The sequence below is a fragment of the Clostridium gelidum genome (assembly GCF_019977655.1).
Lineage (GTDB): Bacteria > Bacillota > Clostridia > Clostridiales > Clostridiaceae > Clostridium > Clostridium gelidum.
Map to the genome: position 1 here is coordinate 1,537,690 of NZ_AP024849.1, position 16,582 is coordinate 1,554,271.

Here is a 16,582-nt window from a genome sequence, read left to right on the forward strand (position 1 = left end):
GTGCTGATATTAGGCACAATCAAAAAATGAAAGATAATGAGATGGTGTAAATAATGAAAGTTTTTAGAAATGATATTAATCAAATAAGATCTGGGTGGAAAATAGGAATTGTTTTTAGCTCGTTTTATATTACAATATTAATGATTTCATCAATTTTTACTATAATATATTCTGTAATTGCTATGGTTAATAATTCGGAATTTGTATCAGACCAAATTAGTAATACAGATTATATACAAGAACAATTTTCAGGTATGACCCATTTTCCAGCGGTATTTTTACAGTTAATGCAGTGCATGGCTATGATATTTTTTATTGTTCTATTTTGGAGAGTATTAGATGGAAGAAAACTTAAAGATATTGGGCTTACTAATATAAAAAGTAGCTCAAAGGATCTGTGTATTGGATTATTAATTGGAGCAATATCTTTTACAATTGTTGCAATTGTATTGCTAACAACAAAATCTGTAGAATTAGCAAATGACTTTAATAAACCTAAATTTTCTTTAGTATTAATTATACAGCTAATTATTTTTATTTTTGTAGGATTTAATGAAGAACTTTTTAGAGGATATTGTATGACTGTTTTAAAACAAACTAAAAAATCATGGATACCTATTATAGTTTCATCAGTAATTTTTGCATTAATGCATTCAATGAATGCTGGTATAAGTTTATTAGCTTATATCAATTTATTTTTATTTGGAATCTCCATGGGATATTTATTTATGAAAACTAAAAATATATGGATGTGCATAGGTTATCATATAACATGGAATTACTTTCAAGGGGATGTTTTTGGATTTTTAGTAAGTGGTAATGTTACAGATTCTATATATGCTATAAGGACAATAAGTCCAAATCTAATTAATGGAGGTAGCTTTGGACCAGAGGGTGGACTAGTAGTTACAATATTATTAGTGATAACAATTTTCATAATATATAGATTTTTACCTAGTAGAAAAGCTTAGTACGTTTATTACCTTTTTAATAGAAAATCGAATTTTAGTATTGAATATCCTTTAACAATATAGTATAATTAATACAGTTAATATATAGAACTATGGTAGTTTTATATATAAGAACCCGAGTAATAGAAGGTTTAGATTATTAATTAAATAAAATTTTAGCAATGGAGCTAAAGAATATTAAAATATTTCTTTAGTTCTTTATTTTTTTGATATGAATTTTATTCCTAATATGTAATTTAAAGGATAATATTTGCTGTTTTAATGTATATTTTTTTGTTAACAATTTAATATTAATAAATTATAAATTAGTTAACAACAATTTAAATAATGTTTTATATCTGAAAGGGGATTTTATTAATGAACAAAATCAATGAAATTTTTGCTTCAAATGTATTTAGCGATGCTGTAATGAAAGAACGTCTTCCTAAGGCTATTTATAAAGCTTTAAAAAAGACAATTGAAAAAGGTACTTCTCTTCAACCAGAAGTTGCAGATGTTGTTGCATCTGCAATGAAAGATTGGGCTGTTGAAAAAGGTGCTACTCACTTTACTCACTGGTTCCAACCAATGACTGGAATTACTGCTGAAAAACATGATTCTTTTATAAATCCAACAGCAGACGGAAATGTATTGTTAGAATTTTCAGGTAAAGAATTAATTAAAGGTGAACCCGATGCATCTTCATTTCCTTCAGGAGGCCTTCGAGTTACTTTTGAAGCTAGAGGATATACTGCATGGGATTGTACTTCACCAGCATTTTTAAAAGATGGTTCATTATGCATACCTACTGCATTCTGTTCTTATAATGGAGAAGCTTTAGATAAGAAGACTCCTTTATTACGTTCAATGGAAGCTATAAATAAACAAGCTCTACGTGTTTTAAGAGCACTTGGGAATACGACTACTCAAAAAGTTATTACAACTGTAGGGCCTGAACAAGAATACTTTTTAATTGACAAGTCAATGTATGATGCTCGTAAGGACCTTATACTTACAGGCAGAACATTATTTGGAGCAAAACCTTCAAAGGGTCAAGAACTTGAAGATCATTACTTTGGAGCATTAACAAAAAGAAGTTCTGATTTCATGAAAGAGCTAGATGAAGAACTGTGGAAGCTTGGAATATTAGCGAAAACTAAGCATAATGAAGTTGCTCCTGCTCAACATGAGTTAGCTCCTATATTTAGTACAACAAATATATCAACTGACCACAACCAACTTACAATGGAATTAATGAAGAAAGTTGCTTCAAGACATGACTTATATTGTTTACTTCATGAAAAACCATTCGCTGGAGTAAATGGATCAGGTAAGCATAACAACTGGTCGATGGCTACTAATGATGGAATGAATCTTCTTGAACCAGGTAAATCTCCACATGAAAATCAACAATTCCTTTTATTCCTTTGTGCTGTAATAAAAGCTGTTGATGAATATCCAGATTTACTTCGAGTATCAGCTGCTAACGCTGGAAATGACCATCGTTTAGGTGCTAATGAAGCTCCTCCAGCTATAATTTCTATGTTCCTTGGAGATCAATTAGAAGACGTACTTGAACAAATTGAAAAAGGTCCAGCTACAAGTTCTATATCTTCAAGTGAATTAACTATTGGAGTGAATACATTACCTCCACTTCCCAAAGATGCAACTGACAGAAACAGAACTTCTCCATTTGCATTCACAGGAAATAAATTTGAATTTAGAATGGTTCCATCTTCAGCTTCAATTTCTGGTTGCAATTTCGTTTTAAATACAATAGTTGCTGAAACTTTATCTGAAATTGCAGATAAACTTGAAAAAGCTACTGATTTAAATGCTGAAATACAATCAATTTTAACTAATATTGTTAAAACTCATAAGAGAATTATCTTTAACGGTAACGGATATTCAGATGAATGGGTTGTTGAAGCTGAAAGAAGAGGTCTACCAAACATTAAATCTACTGTAGAAGCTGCTAAAGCTATGATTTCTGAAAAGAATCAAGCTGTACTAGAAAAGCATGGAGTTTTAACTAAAGTAGAATCAACATCTCGTTACGAAATCACTCTTGAAAATTACAATAAGATTATAAATATAGAAGCTTTAACAACACTTGAAATGGCAAAACGTCAAATTATACCTGCAGTAATTCAATTTACTACAAGTCTTGCTGAATCAATAAACAGTATTAAAGCTACTGGAATAAATGCAGATATATCAGTTCAAACTGAATTGTTAACAGAAGTTTCAACATTAACAGCTTCATTAAACAAAAATGTAAAAATTCTTGAAAAAGCAGTTGAAAAAGCTGACAACTTCCAAGGAGATATATTTGACTTAGGAATGATGTACAGATATGAAGTATTCGAACAAATGAATACTTTAAGAGCAGATGCTGATAAACTTGAAACTATGGTTGATGAAGAATTCTGGCCACTACCAACTTATGGAGATATGTTATTCAACATATAATATCAAGTGAAATTTTATTTAGGCGAGGTTTGATTCTCATCTAAATGTTAGCCAAATAAAACTCTGATAAATGAAATGGAGTACTTTAGAAATGAAGTACTCCATTTTTTTGCCTAATATGACTTATATAAGGCTGTATAACAATATATTTTTTATAAAATAATATTGGATTTAGTTAATAAAGATTCTATGTAAATTTACGGTCTTGAAAAATAATTAGCCTGTATGATTTTTTCTCCAATAGTGTAAGCATCAAGAAGATGGCGTTCTTCTTTATAGTTTTTTAGAGTACCTTTTATTGTATTGCTATTTGTTGCAGTATCCTTTATTACTGTTGCATCAATATTAGTATTAACAAGAACTCTTCCCATTGAAGTTTTCCTGTATAAGTCATCATTAACGCCTAAAATATAACAAAGTGTTGGTAGTATATCAGTTTGTCCTCCGGAAGATTTTATGACAGTTGGAGTAATCCCAGGAGAATATATTATTAAGGGTATTTTATGGTCGAAGTCCTTCCACCAATTTTCTTCATAATTAAGGTTTTGTATAGAATCGTTATAATATTTATGTACTCCAGTATGGTCACCATAGATAACAATAATGCTGTTATTTAAGAGATTATTAGCTTCAAGCTTTTTGAAAAATAATTCTAGTTGTGCATCTGTATAGTGAAGGCTCTCAAAATATCCGCCCAAATAGTTTGTATCAATTTCAATTGGCAATTTTAATTGACGATATTTGCTATCTAAATTAAACGGTCCATGACTTGTTAATGTACAAGTTTGAGCAAAAAATGGGGGATTTAGTTTTTTTAGTTTATCTGAAAATTGAATGAGAGAACTTCTATCAGATAAGCCATAACCGATTTTTTCATCATTATTATAATCTAAAATACTAAATACATTACTAACTCCAAAGCAATTCTTATGTAGTTTCATCCAATCAAAATCACCTGGATCTTCAGGACGAGAAGTTATTGTAGTATAGCCGTACCTAGAAAGAATTCGAGGAAATGAATTTGGATATATATTTTCCCCGTAAGCAATGGCTGAAACTCTGTTACCAGAAGGATAAATAGAGGTATTAACTAAAAAATCGCAATCAATACTATGGCCTCCATTATTTTGCTCGTATATATTATTAAAATATAATCCTTCCCTTGAAAGTTTATTAAGAAAAGGTGTTATTTCTTGGTTATTTGTCTTTTGATTAATCACAAAATTCTCTAAAGATTCAATTTGAAGAAAAATAACATTTTTACCTTTTGCTATAGATTTAAATTCGTTATCAGGCAGGTTTTCATTATTCTCTTTAAACCATTTTTGAATTAATTGTTGATCATTTGAGTTCACTTTAAGCTTACTATTTAAATATTCTTTAGCAGAAGTTATACTTTCAACTAAATGATATGTTAATGGACCAGAAGCTTGTACCGATATTAATGGTGAACGTTGAGAACATATTGATTTATTACCAAAGACACTTATCTCAATAAAAGCAAAATACATATAACAGGTTATAAACATTATAATTGAAGTTAATAATGATATAATGAACTTTTTTATATCCTCTTTACCTGAGATATACAACTTTTTAAAAATAAACAATAAAATCATAAATATAGTATCTATAAAAAGAGTGAGATCAATTAGTTTGAAATTGATTAAAGATTTTTGACTAGGGTTAAAATTACCACTAAAAAATATTTGCTTAAAACCCCAAAAGTCTCCATTTACCCTAAAATACCATAAATCATTTAATAACAAAATACTATAAATAAGGCTTGAAATAATATAAAAAATAATACGCTTATTTTTAGAAAATATGTATCCAAAAGAATAAATAAAAACTATAAAAGGTAAATAAACAAAAGAATAAGAGGCGCTATTTATAAATGAATTAAAACTTGGATCTAATAAAACTACAAATAATATACTTTTTATTAGGAAGGCTAAAATTACAAATATCATAAGTTGAATATTATGATTGGATAAAATATTTAGCGGAAAGAATATTATCTTTTTGAGAATATTTTTCATTTTTAATAATTTCATAATATTAAAATCTCCAATACTATTTATATGAAAATTATATAGTTTTTTGTCTAAAAATACAATTTGGTTTTTTAAATTATTAATTGTTTTACTATAGTAAACAGTCATCTATCTTATAAGAACTACATTGTATATTATATATTTTTCTTGTATAATTAAAGAAAAATTAATTAGCATAGAGGTTGATTGAAATGAATGGACAAATTAAAAAGTATATATATATTATTGGAACAATTTGTATAGTGTTTTTAGTGGGAAAAGTATTTTTAAATATCCTTCCATACTTTATATTATTTGGGCTAGTAACATATGTTGTTATGAAAATTATAGGATTTATAAAAGTAAAGAAAGAAAAAAAAGATTCAAACAAGTTTGATTTAAAAAATACGGCTGATAATGTAGATAATTATAAAGATTCAACGGATGACTATATTAGTGGAGAAGTTATTGATGTTGATTATGAAGAAGTAGATAAAAATAAACAGTAATTCAACAGTTTAATAGAGAGGTATTTAGATTCAGTTCATTGGTATGAGTCTTTGTTATGTCAGTAAATATAAGAATTAGTTGCATAAGGCACAATCAAAGTATTAACTACTAATTGTCGATTGATAAAAAACTAACACTATTGTATAATTATTAGTAGATAATTATAGCTAATATAAGCAATATAGGAGGCAATAAACATGGAAAAAATTAAAATGTCGACTCCATTAGTTGAAATGGATGGAGATGAAATGACAAGAATCATTTGGGGTGCAATAAAAGAGGAACTATTAAATCCTTTTATTGAATTAAACACAGAATATTATGATCTTGGATTAGAATATAGAAATGAAACTAATGATAAAGTTACTTTAGATTCTGCAGAAGCCATTAAAAAATATAAAGTTGGGGTAAAATGTGCAACTATTACACCTAATGGCGCAAGAATGAAAGAATATGATTTAAAAGAAATGTGGAAAAGTCCTAATGGTACTATAAGAGCAATCTTAGATGGTACAGTATTTAGAGCACCAATTACAGTAGAACCAGTAAAGCCATACGTTAGAACATGGAAAAAGCCTATTACTATAGCTAGACATGCTTATGGAGATATATACAGAAATGTGGAAATGAAAGTAGAAGGAAAAGGTAAATGTGAACTTGTATTTACTTCTGAAAATGGAGAAGAAAAAAGAGAATTAATACATAATTTTGCTGGAGATGGCGTTGTTATGGGAATGCATAACTTGAATAACTCTATTGAAAGCTTTGCAAAAAGTTGCTTTAACTTTGCATTAGATACTAAGCAAGATTTGTGGTTTGCAACTAAGGATACAATTTCAAAGAAATATGACCATACTTTTAAAGATATATTCCAAGAAATATTTGATGCGGAATATAAAACTAAGTTTGAGATCGCAGGAATTGAATATTTCTATACATTAATAGATGATGTTGTGGCAAGAGTAATTAAATCAGAGGGTGGAATGATTTGGGCTTGTAAAAACTACGATGGAGATGTAATGAGTGATATGGTAGCTACGGCATTTGGATCGCTTGCAATGATGACATCTGTACTAGTTTCACCAGAAGGAAACTATGAATATGAAGCAGCTCATGGTACTGTTCAACAACATTACTATAAGCATTTAAAAGGGGAAGAAACATCAACTAATTCAATAGCAACAATATTTGCATGGTCTGGAGCTTTAAGAAAAAGAGGAGAATTAGACAATAATACTTCACTCGTTGAATTTGCAGATAAATTAGAAAAGGCTTCAATAAAGACAATTGAAGATGGAGCTATGACTAAGGATTTAGCATTAATAGCAGAACATGATAATATTCAAACATTAAATACTTTTGATTTTATCAAGGCTATTAGAAAAACATTAGAAGGAATGTTAATATAGAAAATAAGAAAATTTAATAAAAAAGGTATGTGTTAAGGGAAATATTAACACATACCACTATTAAATATATAAATATTGCCGAGTAGTTCAATGGTGGAACGGCAGACTCTGACTCTGCAGGTTATAAGTTCGAGTCTTATCTCGGTAACCATCAAATTAGTAATACCAACAGTGTATAAAAAATATAAACTGTTGGTATTTTTTTGTTTTTTAATGATTCATAATATTTTGCATATGAAAATAGTTTTAGTGAGGATATAGTGTGAAATTATTAATGTGGTAAAAATTATTAATATAATAACTTGTAAAAAAGTGAAAAGATAAAAACAAAACGATATCAATAACAAATTTATAATTATTCAGAAAAGCAATGAAAATCATTTTCAATTACCTGAAAAAGTGTTAATATAGTTTATATGGAAGTTAATAAAAATCATTATCAATTAGGAGGCGAGAATATATGCCATTAATATTAGCGGTTAAAGGAAATGAAATGAATATTAAAAAGATAACAGGAAATGATGAAACAAAAAGATTCCTAAATAGTCTAGGATTTGTTGCCGGAGAAACTGTTAGAATTATTTCTGAACTTGGAGGAAATCTTATAATAAATGTTAAGGATAGTAGAGTTGCACTAGATAAAGGTATGGCAAGTCGAATAATAGTATAGGAGGCATCATAATGAGCACATTAAAAGAAATAAAGTGTGGACAAACAGTTAGAGTCACAAAGGTTGATGGAGCAGGACCTGTTCGTAGACGTATTATGGATATGGGAATTACAAGAGGTTGTGAAATATATTTACGTAAGGTAGCACCACTTGGAGATCCAATAGAGGTAACAGTTCGTGGATATGAATTATCACTTCGCAAAGCTGATGCAGAAATGATCATTGTAGAGTAATTTATTTAATATAATTTAAGAAATTCCAAAGGAATTTCATCATAAATTGTTAACTGTTAATTCTTAATTGTTAACTGAATTTAGGGGGAATGAAAATGTCAATTAAAATAGGTCTTGCAGGTAATCCTAATTGTGGAAAGACAACTATGTTTAATGAACTTACAGGTTCATCTCAATACGTTGGTAATTGGCCTGGAGTAACGGTTGAAAAAAAAGGTGGTAAGTTAAGAGGAAATAAGGATGTTGAAATTGTTGATTTACCAGGTGTTTATTCTTTATCACCATATACGCTTGAAGAGGTTGTAACACGTAACTTTATGATAAATGATAAACCAGATGCAGTAATTAATATAGTAGATGCATCTAATATTGAAAGAAACTTATATTTAACAACACAAATTTTAGAACTCGGAATTCCAACGGTTATAGCACTTAATATGATGGATATAGTAGAGAAAAATGGAGATAAAATAGATATTAATAAATTATCTAAAACGCTTGGATGCCCAGTAGTTGAAACATCAGCACTTAAAGGAAATGGTGTAAAGCTCGCAGCAGAAAAAGCAATAGAAGTTGCAAATGCAAAAAAGAAACCTAATTTTATATTAACTTTTTCTGATGAAGCTAAGGAAGCTTTTGGAGAAATAGAAAAAGTAATCATAAGAAGTATTCCACATGAAGAGGTAGAAATACGTTGGCTTGCAATTAAACTCTTTGAGCGTGATGAAAACATACTTGATAAGTTAAAGTTATCAAAAAATATTTCAGATGAAATAGAAGTAATAATAAAAAAATATGAAGCTGAACTTGATGATGATAGTGAAAGTATTGTCACAGGAGACAGATATGCTTTTATTGGCGAGGTTGTCTCAACTGCTGTTAAAAAACAAAACAAAGGAAAAGAAACAACATCAGATAAAATTGATAAGATTGTAACAAATCGTTTTTTAGCGCTGCCAATTTTTGCTGCTATTATGTTTGGTGTTTATTACATAGCCATAAGTACAGTTGGAACTATGATGACGGATTGGGTAAATGATACGCTATTTTCAGGAATTATCCAAGGTAATGTCTCAGTTTGGCTCGTAAATGCAAATGTTGCTGATTGGTTACAAGGACTAATAGTAGATGGAATAATTGGTGGTGTTGGCTCAGTACTTGGATTTGTACCACAAATTATGGTGTTATTCTTCTTATTATCAATCCTTGAGGATTGCGGATACATGGCTCGTGTAGCTTTTATTATGGATAGAATTTTCCGTAAATTTGGGCTGTCAGGTAAGTCTTTTATACCAATGTTAATTAGTTCAGGTTGTGGTGTTCCTGGTATCATGTCAACTCGTACTATGGAAAATGATAGGGATAGAAAGATGACTATTATGTTAACTACATTTATTCCATGTAGTGCTAAATTGCCAATCATAGCACTTATTGCAGGAGCACTTTTTGGTGGAGCATCTTGGGTAGCACCAGCTGCTTATTTTTTAGGGATAGTAATGATTATCATTTGCGGAATTATATTAAAGAAGACTAGGTTATTTTCTGGAGATCCATCGCCATTTGTTATGGAGCTTCCACAATATCATATTCCAGGTGCAAAAGGTGTTTTAATGCATGTATGGGAAAGAGGAAAGGCATTTATAGCTAAAGCTGGTACGATTATTTTAGTGGCTTGTGTAACAATATGGTTCTTAAAGTCATTTAATTGGTCACTTGAAATGGTTGATGCAGGTGATAGTATATTAGCAAGCATTGGAAATGTAATAGCGCCTATTTTTGTACCACTTGGATTTGGTAATTGGCAATCAGCCGTTGCAACAGTAACAGGATTAATTGCAAAAGAAAATGTTGTTGGAACGTTTGGGGTTTTATTCGGTATAGCTGATGCAGCAGAAGATGATCCAACGCTTGCTACAAATATTGCAGGAATGTTTACTGTGGCTAGTGCATTTGCTTTTGTAGCATTTAATATGTTATGTGCTCCTTGCTTTGCTGCAATTGGTGCAATAAGACGTGAAATGGGATCTTGGAAATGGACATGGATTACTTTAGGATTTCAAACATTTACTGCGTATTTAGTTGCTCTTGTTATAAATCAAGTTGGTAATTTCATATTAGGTAGTGGAAGTTTAATTGGAGCTTTAACTTCAATAATAATAGTTGTTTTAGTAATTGGAACAGTTATATTTACAGGAAGAAATGCAAAAGGAAAAGAAATAACTGGACAATTAAGTTATACAAAATAAATAAAAAAACTAAGTAGGTAAGTTCTATTATTACAGACTACCTACTTAAATTTAAAAATGAGGAGTGATATTTTATGGTAGCAACAATTATACTAAGTGGAATTATTCTTGGGTTTATGGCACTTGTAATAACAAAGCAAGTTAAAAAGGTAAGAAGTGGAGAAAGTGGTTGTGGCTGTGGTTGCTCTGGATGTTCTTCTGCTAGTGCCTGTCACGGAACTAAAGTACAAAAGAAATAGGACTCATTAAATTCTAAGTTTAAATAAAAGCGCTAGCCATTTTAATGGGTTAGTGCTTTTTTGTTTCTAGTGCCTAAGAATTTTCACTTTCAAGGAATTTTGCAACTGAAATATCATATGAAGTTGTATGATTTTATTTATCTATAAGCTCATCAATATGAACTGTTGTATAATCATCAGATTTAAGAGTTTTAATTATTTTTTGTAATGGAGAATTTTCATCATAGGTTATATTAAGTTTGTTATTATTCGTATTAAGATCTATATATTTTAATTCAACAAATGGATGATAATAAAAGCTATGAAGCGTATCAGGATCCTCATTATTAAGCCCATCGATTATAGAATTTGGGTCTGAATCATGTATATATCCCAATGGCGTTGGGACAAATAAGTTAGAGTCATCTGATTTATATATGTTGGTATTTTCTGCACCGTTGAAAGGTTCGTATATAAATTGAAAATAATCTGAAATAACTTTCTTTTGAAGTTCAGTGTCAAAATAATGAGGACTTTCATAATAGGAAATAGGGATGTTTAGTGCACTTGCAGTATCAATACCTTTTTCAATTACAGCACGTGTTTCTGCTTCAGTGTTATTGACATCTTTAGATAATTCTTCACCCTTTCCACTTATTTCATCATCATGTTGATGAGTATAACCATGAAGTCCTATTTCACCACCTTTATTAATCAAGTAATCCACTAAATTAACAAATCCTACATTTGCTATATTGTTATTTGTTAATAAATCATTATCAATATTATCAGCAGGAGACTTAAATCTAGGAATCCAGCTCACATGAAATTTAATTCCTTGTGAATAAAGAAGATTAGCCATGCATTTTATTTTTGTTTGATTTTTATCTATGGCATAATTACTACCACAACCGAAATCCTCTAATCTAATTAAAGCAACCTTGTTTGTATATGATACGGAAGACTCTTCTGGTGTTTTAACGCTGCTGTCAAGTAAGCTGATATTATTATTTTTAAAGTCAAAAACAGCAGTTAAATTAAAAAGTTCTTCTATATCTGAGATTGAAATATAATTAGCATCATCGCTGGTTATTAAATTACCTCTAAGATAGCCTGTCCTAGAATTTTTAGTATATGAATTTTTAGTTAAAGAAATTTTATTATCATTATTAGATAATAAAATTTTGCTATTTGAAGCATCAATAGTATAGTTGAGCTTATTACAAATAAAACCAAGTTGTAGATAATATCTTTGCGATTTAAGCAGCATAGGAGAATTATTAATGTTAGATTGATTTAAGATATGTAAACTTACATTGTTAATTTTTGTTATAGGCATATCTTCAAATTTAATTTTTGGAGTATAGGTACTTTTAAAAGTATTATCAGGTAGTGAGCTAGCATATACAGTATTATTTATAACAGTTAAGCTTTTATTAAAAAGCTTAAAGTAAAAAAACGGATCACAGAATATGAATACTGATAAAAGTAATGATAATGTTAGAAAAATAAATAATTTTTTTTTCTTTTTCATAATTTTCTTCGCCTCTTTATATATAAAATAATTCCATAATATATTATATTATAAGTTTATGACAAATGTTTGTCATAAAGATAAAGTATATAAATAAATTTACAAGTTGTTGACAATAAAAAAGAGGTAGAAGCATTTAAGGTTAATAAGGATATAAAGTCTGAGTTAAGTGATAATCAGAATAAAAATGAAATAGCTGATACTACTACTTTATTCATATGATTATAACTATTTATATCCAAACGGAAAGATAAATTCAGAAAAATGTATGTATGATTTTGAAATAATATCTTTAATTAAATAGATTGGATTTTAATAATTCCATTTAAATAGAACAAAAAAATTCCATTTTATTATTAGGGGTAACTTGGATTGGAAAATAGAAAATTTGAATTACAAAAAAATAATTGGGGAAAATAGTTAAGTTAAATAGAAAAACAAGGAGGATTAATAATGGATGAAAATATAAAGGATTGCCCAAATTGTAAAGAAAAGGTTTTGAACAATTCTAGTTTTTGTAGTACGTGTGGTTTTAATTTTAATGATAATAAAAATAATGCAGAAAAAGATGGATCAAATGAGAATGAAGAGAATGGATTCATAAATAAAGTAAATATAATGGATGGTGGAAGCGAGCAAGTAGATTTAAGATTAACAGATTTGTTGGTTAATGTATTTAAGAAACACAGTTTAGAGGAGAGAGAGAATACTTTTATTTGTGGCACTGGAAATACAGCACCAAAAGAGTGTGATATTTGTTCGAAATGGCCCAAACCTTGGTTATACTCAAGAGTATTTTTCTTGTTTGCAGCTACCTTTCTTGGATTATTAGCCTTATTAAGAATTTTTAAAAATGTATTAGCATATCCAGGAATTATATTTATAGGTGCTTTAACAGTTCCATTTTCATTACTTGTTTTTTTCTGGGAATTAAATGCTCCAAGAAATATTAACATTTTTGATGTAACTAAAATATTCTTTTTTGGAGGTGTATCTTCTTTACTTTTAACAATGATATTTAGCCGAATTATTTTTGTAGGAAAAGTAGATTATTTTGGTGCGATTATGATAGGAGTTATTGAAGAATCTGCAAAGTTTATTGTAGTTGCATATTTTTTAAGAGGAAGCAAGCGAAAGTTTATTTTAAATGGACTTCTACTCGGAGCAGCAGTTGGAGCAGGATTTGCAGTATTTGAAACAGCTGGATATGAATTTGCGTATGGATTACAAATTCCAATATTGATGAGAATAATATATACTAGAGGCGTTTTAGCCTTTGGAGGTCATATTGTTTGGGCAGCTATGGCTGGAGCAGCATTAGTAATGGTAAAGGAAGATAATAGATTAAAAATTAAACATATTATGAATATTAAATTTCTTAAATATTTTGTTCTCATAATTGGATTACATGCAATTTGGGATATGCCTATAAGCACTAATAGTGAACTTCCACTTGTTCAAGTAATACTTACAATAACTGCATGGATTATTGTGATAATATTTATTAGTGCAGGATTAAAACAAATTTCAAGCTTAAACCATGGTAGGAAACAAGTGTAAAAAAGGATTAGATAGATATATGTGTGGTAAAATACATAATATAAGGCATGAAGGGGAATGCGTTATGGGAAATAAATTTAATGTAACAGATAATATCCTAATATAAATGAAACATTACAATAAGAGGTATAGAAAATAAGGAGTGGATATTTATTAATATAGATTTTTTAGGGGGAGCTTTAGAAGTTGGTGGTAGCTCTATTTTAACCAAGATTAATGGCAAAAACATATTATTTGATGCAGGAATTAGGCAAAGTGCTAGCAAGGATAGTGTTCCTAATTTTAGGGATGTTCAAACTTATGGCGGATTAGATGCAATAATTATAAGCCATGCTCATTTAGACCACATAGGATGTTTACCAATTATAAGTAAGGAATATCCAAATGCAAAAATATATATGAATAATATGACTAGAGATTTAGTTAAGGTTTTATTATATGATAGTTTAAAAATAATGAATAATAGAGATGCAGAAATACCTTTATATGCAGAAACTGATGTAGAAAATACATTAAACAGAATTTTCACTATAAATTATGAAGTGAAATTTCCTATATTTGAAAATATGTATGTTACCTTTTATAATGCAGGTCATATAGCTGGAGCAAGTTGTGTTTATCTTCAAAGTCCTGAAGGTGCTGTATTTTATTCGGGAGATTTTTCAGTGTTTTCTCAAAGAACTGTTGAAGGTGCTAAATTACCTAGATTAAGACCTGATGTGGCAATAGTTGAATCTACATATGGTGATAGACTTCATTCAAATCGTGAAATTGAAGAAAGAAACTTAATAGATGCAGTAAATGAATGTATAGAAAACAATGGAAAGATGATAATACCAGCCTTTGCATTAGGACGGGCACAAGAAGTAATACTAATATTAAAGGGTGCAATGAATAAGGGGAGTTTGAAAAAGGTTAAGGTTTATGTTGATGGAATGGTTAGAGATATAAATAGGGTTTACAAAAATAATCCACTATATCTAAAGAATTCTCTTGGTAAAAAAATATTAAAGGGAATAAGTCCTTTTTATGATGACAACATAATTGAAATTAAAACAACTGAGCACAGGGAAGAAATACTATCTCAAAAAGAACCAGTAGTTATTATATCAAGTTCAGGTATGCTAACTGGTGGGCCAAGTGCATTTTATGCTGAAAAAATAGCACCTATGGAAAATGGGTATATTGTAATAACAGGATACCAGGATGAAGAAGCACCTGGAAGAAAGATTTTAGACCTAATAGACGCCGATGAAGAAAGTGAAAGATATTTAAGCATAAATGGACTTAATATTCCTGTTAAATGCAAGGTGAAAAAAATAGGCTTATCAGCTCATGCTGATAAAAATGAGATAAAGGGTGTTTTGGAGAGAATATCAGCAAGAAATATTATTTTAGTTCATGGAAATGAAGATGTTATAAGAAGTTTAGGTAAAGAAATATCTGATGAATTTATAGGAAGAACTTATACGCCATCTTGTGGTGAGGAAATTGTTATAAATATTAGGAATCCTAGAAAACAGTTAAATAAAAATTTTCCACATATTTTAAATACAAAAGATCAATTGTGTGAAGAAAATATAAGTGAACTGTGGAAATTTATTAATGAGAACTATGGGGATAGGCTTTTGACTATTGAAGAATTATTATATATATGGAGTGGCGAAAAGAATTTTGAAATTGCTCAAAGTTTTGAAGTGAAAAATAACAATGATGTTGATAATTCTTTTGATACACTTGATAATAAGAATGAAGATATGCAGAAATTTAAAAAGGTTATTGTGGATAGTGTTTATTTTGAAAGTGATTTAAAAAGATTATTTATGTTTAGAGCAAGAATAGAAGATGATATAAATGAAGATTTAAAGCCTAAGGAGCTTACACAACAAACACTTATAAGTTTAATTGAAGAAAAGTTTAAGGATTTTGAGTATAAGAAAATTAGTATGATGTTAGATAGGAAAGAAATCATCTTGAATTTTGATTTTCCACAGGGGGTAGATTCATCTATTAAAAATGTTATGGATGATTTTTATAAGGAAACAGAGTGGAAGGTAAGCATAAATGAGAAAATAAATAATAGTTCTGCGGATTTGCTTATTAAAAAATTAATTAATCCTATTACTATTAAAAAAATATCTTTTTATCCAGAAAAATTTTCGGTTCATGTATTTCTTAATTGTAAAAATATATGTGATGGCAGTGAAAGCAAAGTATTTGAAGAAAAAACTGGGTGGAAGCTGTTTATAGTTGAAGAAGGAACTTCAGGTATTAATACTGATTTAAGTAATGATAAGCTATATTTTGAGGTTGAGGATGTTGTGGCTGTAGAGCAAAATTCAGCACTAAGTTTAATTGATAAAGCTTTTGAAAATGAAGAACATAAACCTTATAAAAAAAGTATAAAGAATAATAATAAAGGAAAATATATTGAACTTGTATTTATATCGCCTAAAATTGGACAAAACTTTGAAGAAAAGTTAGGGCATGTTTGTTGTGAAACAGGTTGGAGCATCGCCATATCGGATAAAGTGAATCAAAATGAATTATTTAATGTTGCAAAGCTTTTATGTGATAAAAACAGCATTGCTTTAAAGAAAAATCCATCTTATAATCCAAGTAATATGACTGTTTCTTTAAATATTACAAGTGGGGAAGATAATTTTGAAAGTGTTAAAAGAGAATTTGAAGAAATTACAGGGTGCAGTCTGATATTAGGTTAAGTCATAGGAATGTAGTTGTTT

General features: G+C 29.0%; 12 protein-coding genes and 1 tRNA gene. 11 read left to right on the top strand and 2 right to left on the bottom strand.

The features are described 5' to 3' along the window. The first annotated feature begins 53 nt into the window (after window positions 1–53). On the top strand, window positions 54–971 hold the full coding sequence (locus psyc5s11_RS06835) for a CPBP family intramembrane glutamic endopeptidase (protein WP_224036868.1): 918 nt from the start codon (window positions 54–56) through the stop codon (window positions 969–971). A 357-nt stretch (window positions 972–1,328) separates the two neighbouring features. Further along, window positions 1,329–3,422 carry a glutamine synthetase III family protein gene (locus psyc5s11_RS06840; RefSeq protein WP_224036869.1) on the top strand — a complete coding sequence of 698 codons (2,094 nt, stop codon included), beginning with the start codon at window positions 1,329–1,331 and terminating at the stop codon, window positions 3,420–3,422. Between the two features lie 197 nt (window positions 3,423–3,619). Here psyc5s11_RS06840 and psyc5s11_RS06845 read toward each other — a convergent pair whose 3' ends face one another. Beyond that, complete coding sequence (locus psyc5s11_RS06845; RefSeq protein WP_224036870.1) at window positions 3,620–5,479, bottom strand: LTA synthase family protein; 1,860 nt, start codon at window positions 5,477–5,479, stop codon at window positions 3,620–3,622. 191 nt (window positions 5,480–5,670) lie between these two features. Here psyc5s11_RS06845 and psyc5s11_RS06850 point away from each other — a divergent pair, with 191 nt between their 5' ends. The 7 genes from psyc5s11_RS06850 (at window position 5,671) to psyc5s11_RS06880 (ending at window position 10,765) form a co-directional block, all read left to right on the top strand. Further along, window positions 5,671–5,967: a hypothetical protein gene (locus psyc5s11_RS06850; protein ID WP_224036871.1), complete on the top strand. Its 297-nt coding sequence runs from the start codon at window positions 5,671–5,673 to the stop codon at window positions 5,965–5,967. A 198-nt stretch (window positions 5,968–6,165) separates the two neighbouring features. Beyond that, complete coding sequence (locus psyc5s11_RS06855; RefSeq protein WP_224036872.1) at window positions 6,166–7,377, top strand: NADP-dependent isocitrate dehydrogenase; 1,212 nt, start codon at window positions 6,166–6,168, stop codon at window positions 7,375–7,377. A gap of 76 nt (window positions 7,378–7,453) precedes the next feature. Further along, window positions 7,454–7,528 (top strand) — tRNA-Gln (locus tag psyc5s11_RS06860). A gap of 309 nt (window positions 7,529–7,837) precedes the next feature. Then, a complete protein-coding gene (locus psyc5s11_RS06865; protein WP_224036873.1) occupies window positions 7,838–8,047 on the top strand; it encodes a FeoA family protein in 210 nt (69 codons plus the stop codon). A gap of 11 nt (window positions 8,048–8,058) precedes the next feature. After that, window positions 8,059–8,280 (top strand): FeoA family protein, encoded by a 222-nt coding sequence (locus psyc5s11_RS06870; protein WP_224036874.1) that lies wholly within the window; start codon window positions 8,059–8,061, stop codon window positions 8,278–8,280. 95 nt (window positions 8,281–8,375) lie between these two features. Next, complete coding sequence (gene feoB, locus psyc5s11_RS06875; RefSeq protein WP_224036875.1) at window positions 8,376–10,526, top strand: ferrous iron transport protein B; 2,151 nt, start codon at window positions 8,376–8,378, stop codon at window positions 10,524–10,526. Window positions 10,527–10,600: 74 nt separating this feature from the next. After that, window positions 10,601–10,765 carry a FeoB-associated Cys-rich membrane protein gene (locus psyc5s11_RS06880; protein WP_224036876.1) on the top strand — a complete coding sequence of 55 codons (165 nt, stop codon included), beginning with the start codon at window positions 10,601–10,603 and terminating at the stop codon, window positions 10,763–10,765. Window positions 10,766–10,898: 133 nt separating this feature from the next. Here the strand turns inward: psyc5s11_RS06880 and psyc5s11_RS06885 are convergent, their stop codons facing one another. Continuing rightward, window positions 10,899–12,278: a DUF2334 domain-containing protein gene (locus psyc5s11_RS06885; RefSeq protein WP_224036877.1), complete on the bottom strand. Its 1,380-nt coding sequence runs from the start codon at window positions 12,276–12,278 to the stop codon at window positions 10,899–10,901. Window positions 12,279–12,731: 453 nt separating this feature from the next. Here psyc5s11_RS06885 and psyc5s11_RS06890 point away from each other — a divergent pair, with 453 nt between their 5' ends. Then, window positions 12,732–13,838, top strand: coding sequence for a PrsW family intramembrane metalloprotease (locus psyc5s11_RS06890; RefSeq protein WP_224036878.1), 1,107 nt, complete (start codon window positions 12,732–12,734; stop codon window positions 13,836–13,838). A gap of 152 nt (window positions 13,839–13,990) precedes the next feature. Continuing rightward, a complete protein-coding gene (locus psyc5s11_RS06895) occupies window positions 13,991–16,561 on the top strand; it encodes an MBL fold metallo-hydrolase (protein WP_224038142.1) in 2,571 nt (856 codons plus the stop codon). Window positions 16,562–16,582: the final 21 nt, after the last annotated feature.